Below are 8,068 nucleotides of genomic sequence, written 5' to 3'. Positions count from 1 at the left end.
TTCGTGGCTCGTCCAGTCCGGCTGGGCGATGGTGTCGCGGTCCACCCGGCGGTTGTAGTAGCGCGAGCGGGAGTCGTCAACGCACTCGATGCTCGCGTCCACCTGCACGTAGGGCATGCGCACCCACGCGGCCTCGCTCGCCCCCGCGTAGCCGAACGCGGAGCTCAGGGCAAAGATGCCGGCCGGCGCCTTTCCGTCTCCCTCGCGCTTGCGCGGCCCCGCGCCGGGCTCCGGGTGCAGCCCGTCGCCCCACGCCACCCCCGTCCGTCCCACGGCGGCGTGGATGGCGCCGCCCACAGGGCGCCACGGCTGGCCCGCGCCCGCACGTTCGTAGCGCTGGAGCACCGCGTTCACCGTGTCCCACCCCGCCGTGGTCACCACCACCATCTGCGTGCTGGCGTGCGTGGCGGTTCGCGGCGCGGGCTGCGCGGGCGCGCACCGCGCGGCGGCGAGCGCCAGCAGCAGGACGGAGAAGGTCCGCATGCGCACGGAAGGCACGGGGCCGGGGGATGCGTCCAGTCGCCTCGTCACGCCCCCAGCTTGTCGCGGATGCGGGCGGCGACCAGTTCCTCCAGTGTTCCGCGCGTGTGGCAGACGGCCAGCAGGGCGTTGGCGGAGCCGTCGTTGTTGCGGGCATACGCCTCCACGCCCGAATCCACCCGCGACGACTCGGCGCTGCTCCCCGGCTGCACCGTCGTCTGCAGGTTGAAGCGCACCTCGTACTGCGTGGCGATCTCCACCCCGAACTGGCCGCGCCCGCAGTCGAAGTAGCTGGACGTCGCCTGCCCCTGGAACCGGCGCGCCATGGCGCCCTGCGCGCGGACGGTGCGCACTTCCGGCTCCGCCGCGGGCGTCAGCCCCAGCTCCTGGTAGACGGCGGGCAGCACCTCCAGCACCCGGGCCACGGGAGCGCCCACGCTCGTGGAGATCACCCGGAACTCCGATTCGGTGGTCACGCTCAGCGACTGCGCGCTGGAAACCACCTGGGTGTTGTTGCCACCGGTGCTGGCGGACGGCTGGACGGCGGGGCTGCAGGCCGCAAGGGCCACGAGGCAGGCTATGGAGTAGCGCATGGCGGGCACCCGGGTAAGAGGTGTACTCTGTGTGCGGGGCAAGCGCGTCCACGCCCGCCCCGCCGTTTCAAACGTATGCAGGGGCGGGATGGCGGTCAAACCCCGCGGCGTGGCATCTCCGGTGCAGCGCTGTGCACCGCCGGACGTGCACCGCTCCGGCGCGCCATCCTCCGCCATCTCCGATCCGGCCATGAGCCCTCATCGTCCGATCCGCGCCCTGATCGCCATCACGCTGGCCGCCGTTTCCGCCTGCGCCGGGCTGCCACGCGGGAATGCGGTGCCGGGGGACGGCCCGGGGCAGCCCCGGCGCGTGTGCCAGGCCGCCCGGGAGCCGCGCGAGCTTCCGGCCGCGGCGGCGCTGGTGGACTCGGCGGGGCTGGTGAACGCCGCGGCGAACGCGTGGCGCCACGCCGGGCGGCCCGCGGGTGACGTGGTGTTCTCCCTGCGGTACGATCCCCACGGGCTGAACGTCAGGCGCCAGGTGATCGAGCACCGCGTGTCCCGCGTGCTGGCCGACTCTCTCCAGGCGCTCGCCTATGCCCACCGCCGCACCACGCCGCCCGCGGACCGCGAGTGGGGCGTACGGCTGCGGATGCAATTGGGCGAGCAGCCGGCGCTCAAGGTGGAGCGCAGCGTGGTGTGCCCGCCCGCGCTGCGCGACCCGGGGATGGGCCCGTTCTCGGCCGCGGCAAACCGCGGCTGGGGCGACGTCCGCGACTCCTCGCCCGCGCCGTCGATGGCCAGTGCGGGGACGGTGTGGCTGCGCGTGTCGCTGGATGCGGCCGGGAACGTGACCGGCGTGCGGGTGGACCGCGGGGGCGTGCTCCGGGGCAGCGACGCCCACCTGCTCGCGGCCGTCCGCACCCTGGACTTTGCGCCGGCCACGGAAGACGGGGAGCCCATCCCCGGAGAAATCACCATCCCGTACCGCGTGCGCGGACCTTGAACTACGTTGCGGCCCCAAGGGAACGGCCCTTGTGCTTCCCCCTTTTCAACGCGGCGCTCCGGGGGTATCCTGCAATCCGTCCGTCATCCATCGGCCCTTGCTCCACTCCCGCCGAACGGCCGCCTCCGGCGCGGCGGTTCGGCCGCGTCTCGCGCACCGCACCTGGGAATCGCCACTCTTCCATGAGGCTCGCCGCCGCGTTCGCGCTGCTTTCGGCCCTGTCGCTGACCGCCTGTGCGGGCGTGCGCCGTGCGCCGCCCACGGCCTCCGGCACGCCCGAAGCCGTGTCGCTGCTGGGCGCGCCGCTGTACGCGCCCGAGCTTCCGCTGGAAACCCGGCAGCGGCTGGAGGCGCAGCTTTCCGAGGCGTACGACGCGTACGAGCGCGACCCCGACAACGCCGATGCCATCCTGTGGCTGGGCCGGCGCGTGGCGTACCTGGGCCGCTACCGCGACGCCATCGCCATCTTCGGCGAGGGCATCCGCAAGCACCCCGAGGATCCCCGCTTCTACCGCCACCGGGGCCATCGCTACATCACCACGCGCGACTTCGACCGCGCCGTGGCCGACCTGGACCATGCCGCGCGGCTCATCGGCCGGCGCCCCATCGAAATCGAGCCCGACGGCATTCCCAACGCGCGCAACGAGCCGCGCACCACGCTGCAGTTCAACGTGTGGTACCACCTGGGGCTGGCGTACTACCTTCGCGGCGAGTTTCCCCACGCGCAGTACTCCTTTCGCAATGCGCTGACGCTGTCGCGCAACGACGACGAGCGCGTGGCGGCGATCGACTGGCTGTACATGTCGCTCCGCCGCCTGCGCCGCGACGCCGAGGCCGCGCAGGTGCTGGCGGCGGTGCGGCCGGAGATGGACGTGATCGAGAACCAGGCGTACCACCGCCGCCTGATGATGTACCAGGGCCGCGTGGCGCCCGATTCGCTCCTGGCGGCGGGCGGCGACGCGACCACGCTGGCCACGCAGGGCTACGCCGTGGGCAACTGGCACCTGTACAACGGCCGTCCCGAACAGGCCGAGGAAATCTTCTGGCGCGTGACCTCGGCCGAGAACTGGACCCCGTTCGGCTACATCGCGTCCGAGGCCGAGCTACGCCGGCTGCTGAAGTCACGGCGGTAACCGCGGCCACGACGGTCCGAACGGCAGCTACGGCCGACCCGGTGGATTCCGGGGTTGGCCCTGGTTGCCGTTTCCGTTACCGTAGATGCCGTTCTTCGCGTTTTACCTTCTCCAAGAGACGAGAGACATGCGGGTTCGTGGGATGATGGCCGTGGTGATGGTGCCGGCGCTGATGCTGTCGGCCGGGGTGGGCGGCGCGCGCGCGGCCGAGGCGCCGCCTGTCGCAGCACTGGCGGCACCGGTGAGATGGCGGATCGACACGTCGCACTCGGAGCTCACCTTCCGCATCCGGCACCTGGTCAGCCGCGTGAGCGGGCAGTTCAACCAGTGGAGCGGCACCCTCGTCGCCGACCCGGCCAGCCTGGCGGGCGGATCGGTGGAGGTCGACATCCAGACCGCCAGCATCGACACCAACAACGAGCGGCGCGACACGCACCTTCGCTCCGCCGACTTCTTCGACGCCCTCAACCATCCCGTGATCACCTTCCGCAGCACCCGCGTGGCGGTGGATGGACGTGAGCTGCGCGTGCACGGCAACCTCACCATCCGCGGCGTCACCCGGCCCGTGGTGCTGGAGGGCGAGATGACGGAAGTCAGCGGCGCGGTGGGCAAGCGGCGCATCGGCTTCGAGGCGCAGACCACCATCGACCGGATGGATTACGGCGTTTCCTGGAACCGCGCGGCCGAAGCCGGCGGCGCCGTGCTGGGGGACGAGGTGCGCATCAGCATCGCCATCTCCGCGGTGGAACAGCCGTAGCCGCCGTAGTGGCCATCTTCACCATCGGCCACTCCACACGCACCACCGCCGAGTTCCTGGAGCTGCTGCGGGACAACGGCGTGCAGCTGCTGGTGGATGTGCGGCGCTTTCCCGGGTCCCGCCGCCATCCGCAGTTCGGGCGAGACGAGCTGGCGGCGGCGCTCGCGGAGGCGGGGATCGGCTACCGCCACGAGGAAGCGCTCGGCGGGCGGCGGACCACGGAGCGCGGCGCCGCCCCGTCGCCCAACACGGCCTGGCGGCACGCGGCCTTTCGCGCCTACGCCGACTACACCGCGACCCCGACTTTCCAGGCCGCGCTGCAGCGGCTGATGGACGACGCGCGGGAGCGCACGCCGGCCATCATGTGCGCCGAAGCGGTGCCCTGGCGCTGCCACCGCCGCCTGATCACCGACGCGCTGCTGGCCCGCGGCGTTCCCGTGGCCGACATCATCGGGCCCGGGCCCGCGGCAGAGGCGCGGCTGTCTCCCCACGCCGTGGTGCACGCGGACGGGCTCGTCACCTATCCCGCGACGCCGCAGCAGGACCTTTTCGGCTGACGCGGGGCTCGCCCCGGCGCCGTTCTTGCGGATTTGCCGGGGCTCAGCCATCCACCCAGGCTGATCCGCCGAGGCTCGGACACCCGGCGGCCATTTGCGCACGCTGGCGCCCCGCGGATGCCCAAGACGATCCTTCTCGTCGACGACCACGAAGACAACCGGGTGGCCCTGCTGGCCGTGCTGGAGCGCGAGGGGTATGGCACCCTCGACGCCGCCAACGGCCAGGAGGCGGTGGAGCTGGTGCGCCAGCACATGCCCGACCTGGTGCTGATGGACCTGGCGATGCCGGTGATGGACGGGCGCCAGGCCATGCGCGTGCTGCGCGACGACCCGCGCACCGCGAGCGTGCCCATCGTGGTGCTCACGGCCATGGCGCTTTCGGTAGATCGGGACCGCATGATCGCGGAAGGCTTCGATGGCCTGCTGATCAAGCCCTGCATGCCGCCGCACCTGCTGCAGGAGGTGCGTGCCATGATCGGCCCGCCGGAAGAAGCACCCGGCTGACCGCGATCCGTCGAAAACAAAGCGAAGCCCACCCGGCACGGCCAGGGTGGGCTTCCGTCATTCGAGCAGGACGCTCCGTCAGGTGGTGAGCGAGATCTCGCGCAGGTAGTCCCACGGGTAGATCCCCGTCCGGTGCCCGTCGCTCCAGTCGAAGCGCAGCGCGTACTCGCCCACGTACTCGATGGAGAGGGGATGCACGTCCATCGGGATCCGGCCCGGGTCGATGAGCGGCCGCCCGGTCATCTCGTCCACGCAGCCGGCGCAGGGGCAGCTCAGCCGCAGGTACCGCGGCTGGTAGTCAGACACCGCGCCGTCCTTCCAGCGGATGCGGAGCTGCGACCCGTCCTCCGTAGGCCCCACGTCCACGGGAGTGGTGTCGTCGCTCACGGCGCCACGGTGAATGGGGCCCGCACCTCCATGTCGCCCCACGACAGCACCAGCGCGCCGCCCTGGCCGTCGGGCTCCACGCGGATGGTGAACAGCTCCACGGGCTCGCCCGTCACCGTGCGCACCTGCGCGGGAATGCGCGCCAGGTCCTGCTCCGGGTGGTACTCCGTTCCCCACTGCCCCGTCTGCGTGTTGACGATCAGCAGCCAGTTGTCGCGGCTGGGGAGCGAGTAGAGGGTGTAGCTGCCCGCCGGGATGCGCGTGCCGCCGAACACCAGGTCGCGGTCCGTGCGGAACGCCGTAGCATTGTTGGCGCCCGTGCGCCACACCTGGCCCCACGGCACCACCCCGCCCGCGATCTGCCGTCCGCGCCGCGCCGGGCGGCCGTACGCCACCGACACGTTCGCGCCGCCGACGGAGGCCACGACGGAGTCGCGCGGCGAGAGCGTGCCCATCGCCCGGCCGGTGCGCTCGGCCGCAGCGAACCGCGCCGCCACGTCGTACGCGGAGGTGGCGGCGATTCGCTCCACCGTGACCTTCCGCGTGCTGTTGGGGCTGGCGACGCCCAGCACCCGGCCCGCCGCATCCGTGGCGATCCGCGACTCGCCCGCCCCGGCCAGGAGGGTCACGGAGTCGCGACCCAGCCGGCGGAAGGTGCCCGTGGTGGTGGCGGGGGCGCCCGGCGAGATCAGCGGCAGCGCCACCGAGTCGCGGCGCATGGGGCGGACGGCGCGAAGTGCGAGCTCCGCGAACGCGTACGAGTCGCCGATCCACGGCCAGGCGCCGTTGGGGGTGGCCACGCGCAGGTTGCGCACGGTGTCGCCCCGGGCAATGCGCACGTCGGCGCTGTCGCCGCCCAGGCGAACGGTGATCACCTGCGGCAGCGCGGCGGGATCGTTCAGCACCTGCGAGTGCATCACCACCCGCTCCACGGAGCCGTCGGCGCGCAGGTCGGCGTCGATGCGGCGCAGCACGGTGCGCGGCGACCGCGACACCAGGTGGCTGCTCAGGTGGCGCGGCGTGCGCACGAACTGCTCGACCGCCACGGTGTCGTTCCCCAGCCGCACGATGAAGCTGCCGCTCTCCCGCTGTGCGGCGGCGGGAAGGGCCAGCAGCGCGGCGAGCGCGGCGGGAAGAATAGTGCGCAGTTTCATGGCTGATCCGTGGGTTGCGTGGGCGCGAGACAACCAGGGCAATTGAGCGGTTCGATCCCCGTCCAACAAGCCCGCTCCGTTCCGGCGAAGATCGTCCAACAGCCTGTTGGACATTCCCACGCGAGTCAAGCGGGGACTCTCCCGAACCAATCGTGCAACAGGCCGTTGCACGAATCGCCGCCGCCGAACACGTCAGGTCGTGCCCGCCCACCCTCAGGTGGTACCGGCTGCCGGCCAGCCGTATCTTTCTTCCGCTCCCTCGGTTCGCCGACGGGCTGCCCAGCTCGGCGTCGATAAACTTTTTCGTCAGGGCCCCGATGAGAGTCACGACTCTCAAAACGAGCACCGCGGTTCCGTTCCAGCTTGGCACTGACTGCATTCCTGTGGAGGCCGTGCCTCCCGAAGTCCAAGAGCACGTTCGATCGGCCCGGCTCTGGCACCTCGTCGCCTGGGTGAACGAGGCTGGGGGAACTGTCGGGTTCTGCTACAAAGGGTCATGCGTCCAGGCTCCGTGGCCCGCTGCACGCGCGGTTGCCGGCTGCATGCGCCCGGCACGGGGTCGAGGGTACGTCCTTCTCCAGGTCTTTGCGCCGGGCGGTCCGCCCATCGAGATCCTGCACTCCCCGGCCCATAGCGAGCCGCTCATGGACTGGCTCCTGGCGCACAGGGCCGAGCTTTCGGACCTTCTCGGCTGCTCAGTGGAAGTCGAAGATTGGGGCTCGGACTACTAGGCTGGGCGTGCGTACGGACGCCACGTGATGCGGAGCGAGTTCAGGGATCGCTGCAGTCTCGCTTGTAGCCGCAGTTGGGGCAGATGATCTTGCAGTTGTGATCGAACATCACCGTCCCGCACAGCTCGCACTCGTGCACCGACGGGATCTCACGCTTCTGGAACAGCGGAGGTGCCGGCTCCGGCGTGACGGGCCGCGGCTCCGGCGGCGGCGCCGGGCGGGCGTGGAGGCGCGCGCACCAGCTCGGGTCGAAGTGGCTCATCGGACGGTCGGTTGGGGATATGCTACTCGCGGGAGGCGCGCTCCGTCACCAGGATCTGCGGATCCAGCTGCTCCACTTCGTCCTGCGTCCCCGCATCCCAGCGCACGACGGCGTACAGCGCCATCGCGTCCACCACGGTTCCCTCGCGCCCGTCCGCGTGCCGAACGAGGTCGCCGCGCCGCAGGAAGTGGGCGCTCTCCAGTTGCATCGCTCGCCGCTCTCCGCCGTTTTCGGTTCCGCGCCGCCACACGGCCGCGCTCGCTCCCTCAACTTGACGCCCCCGCCCGCCGCGGGGCAACTTTCGGCGCCGGAACCGCCACTCCGGGGCACCGCACATCTTTCTGCAACGACGAGAACCTACGTGGACAACTCGCCCGCCGCGCCGCTGGAAATAGAGACCGACCGCCTGGTCCTGCGCACCCTTGGCGCGGGGGACGAAGACCGGCTGCAGCGCGTGTTCGAGCGCTGCGCCGACCACTTTGCCGCACTCACTGGCCGCCCCGCACCGGAGCCGGGCGCGGGGGCCGCGGAGCTGCGCGCCTCCACCGGCAGCCCGGGACGCCA

General features: G+C 71.6%; 11 protein-coding genes and 1 pseudogene. 6 read left to right on the top strand and 6 right to left on the bottom strand.

The genetic code is table 11. The annotated features are described in order from the left end of the window. A pseudogene (locus VIB55_RS01755) lies at positions 1 to 483 on the bottom strand (hypothetical protein); the annotation flags it as partial. Between the two features lie 44 nt (positions 484 to 527). Continuing rightward, the gene (locus tag VIB55_RS01750; protein WP_331874940.1) at positions 528 to 1,073 is read right to left on the bottom strand and encodes a hypothetical protein; all 546 of its coding nucleotides are present in this window, start codon (positions 1,071 to 1,073) and stop codon (positions 528 to 530) included. 190 nt (positions 1,074 to 1,263) lie between these two features. Here VIB55_RS01750 and VIB55_RS01745 point away from each other — a divergent pair, with 190 nt between their 5' ends. From VIB55_RS01745 to VIB55_RS01725, 5 genes are all read left to right on the top strand, one after another. Beyond that, complete coding sequence (locus VIB55_RS01745) at positions 1,264 to 2,019, top strand: TonB family protein (RefSeq protein ID WP_331874939.1); 756 nt, start codon at positions 1,264 to 1,266, stop codon at positions 2,017 to 2,019. A 182-nt stretch (positions 2,020 to 2,201) separates the two neighbouring features. Next, positions 2,202 to 3,152, top strand: a complete 951-nt coding sequence (locus VIB55_RS01740) for a hypothetical protein (protein ID WP_331874938.1) — start codon at positions 2,202 to 2,204, stop codon at positions 3,150 to 3,152. A gap of 127 nt (positions 3,153 to 3,279) precedes the next feature. After that, positions 3,280 to 3,909, top strand: coding sequence for a YceI family protein (locus VIB55_RS01735; RefSeq protein ID WP_331874937.1), 630 nt, complete (start codon positions 3,280 to 3,282; stop codon positions 3,907 to 3,909). An 8-nt stretch (positions 3,910 to 3,917) separates the two neighbouring features. Further along, on the top strand, positions 3,918 to 4,466 hold the full coding sequence (locus VIB55_RS01730; RefSeq protein WP_331874936.1) for a DUF488 domain-containing protein: 549 nt from the start codon (positions 3,918 to 3,920) through the stop codon (positions 4,464 to 4,466). Positions 4,467 to 4,583: 117 nt separating this feature from the next. Then, on the top strand, positions 4,584 to 4,970 hold the full coding sequence (locus VIB55_RS01725) for a response regulator (RefSeq protein ID WP_331874935.1): 387 nt from the start codon (positions 4,584 to 4,586) through the stop codon (positions 4,968 to 4,970). Positions 4,971 to 5,048: 78 nt separating this feature from the next. On the opposite strand, the gene VIB55_RS01720 is transcribed toward VIB55_RS01725, so the two are convergent. The 4 genes from VIB55_RS01720 to VIB55_RS01705 all read right to left on the bottom strand — a co-directional run bounded on the left by VIB55_RS01720 (position 5,049) and on the right by VIB55_RS01705 (position 7,712). Continuing rightward, entirely contained in the window at positions 5,049 to 5,357 is a 309-nt protein-coding gene (locus VIB55_RS01720) for a DUF971 domain-containing protein (protein WP_331874934.1), read from the bottom strand. Further along, a complete protein-coding gene (locus tag VIB55_RS01715) occupies positions 5,354 to 6,511 on the bottom strand; it encodes a DUF2911 domain-containing protein (protein ID WP_331874933.1) in 1,158 nt (385 codons plus the stop codon). The genes VIB55_RS01720 and VIB55_RS01715 overlap by 4 nt, the downstream gene beginning before the upstream one ends. Positions 6,512 to 7,282: 771 nt before the next feature. Then, positions 7,283 to 7,504 (bottom strand): hypothetical protein, encoded by a 222-nt coding sequence (locus VIB55_RS01710; protein ID WP_331874932.1) that lies wholly within the window; start codon positions 7,502 to 7,504, stop codon positions 7,283 to 7,285. Between the two features lie 22 nt (positions 7,505 to 7,526). After that, a complete protein-coding gene (locus tag VIB55_RS01705; protein ID WP_331874931.1) occupies positions 7,527 to 7,712 on the bottom strand; it encodes a hypothetical protein in 186 nt (61 codons plus the stop codon). 153 nt (positions 7,713 to 7,865) lie between these two features. Between VIB55_RS01705 and VIB55_RS01700 the strand changes: the two genes are divergently transcribed. After that, positions 7,866 to 8,068 (top strand): hypothetical protein (locus VIB55_RS01700; protein WP_331874930.1); only part of this gene is annotated, 203 nt, incomplete at its 3' end.

Origin of the sequence: Longimicrobium sp. (assembly GCF_036554565.1) — a bacterium.
GTDB lineage: Bacteria > Gemmatimonadota > Gemmatimonadetes > Longimicrobiales > Longimicrobiaceae > Longimicrobium.
This window is presented reverse-complemented; position numbering and strand designations above follow the sequence as displayed.

What these genes read in the sequence shown, in the direction of transcription:
- VIB55_RS01750 (WP_331874940.1), bottom strand. Translation starts at nt 1,073, where the DNA reads ATGCGCTACTCCATAGCCTGCCTCGTGGCCCTTGCGGCCTGCAGCCCC.
- VIB55_RS01745 (WP_331874939.1), top strand. Translation starts at nt 1,264, where the DNA reads ATGAGCCCTCATCGTCCGATCCGCGCCCTGATCGCCATCACGCTGGCC.
- VIB55_RS01740 (WP_331874938.1), top strand. Translation starts at nt 2,202, where the DNA reads ATGAGGCTCGCCGCCGCGTTCGCGCTGCTTTCGGCCCTGTCGCTGACC.
- VIB55_RS01735 (WP_331874937.1), top strand. Translation starts at nt 3,280, where the DNA reads ATGCGGGTTCGTGGGATGATGGCCGTGGTGATGGTGCCGGCGCTGATG.
- VIB55_RS01725 (WP_331874935.1), top strand. Translation starts at nt 4,584, where the DNA reads ATGCCCAAGACGATCCTTCTCGTCGACGACCACGAAGACAACCGGGTG.
- VIB55_RS01715 (WP_331874933.1), bottom strand. Translation starts at nt 6,511, where the DNA reads ATGAAACTGCGCACTATTCTTCCCGCCGCGCTCGCCGCGCTGCTGGCC.
- VIB55_RS01710 (WP_331874932.1), bottom strand. Translation starts at nt 7,504, where the DNA reads ATGAGCCACTTCGACCCGAGCTGGTGCGCGCGCCTCCACGCCCGCCCG.
- VIB55_RS01705 (WP_331874931.1), bottom strand. Translation starts at nt 7,712, where the DNA reads ATGCAACTGGAGAGCGCCCACTTCCTGCGGCGCGGCGACCTCGTTCGG.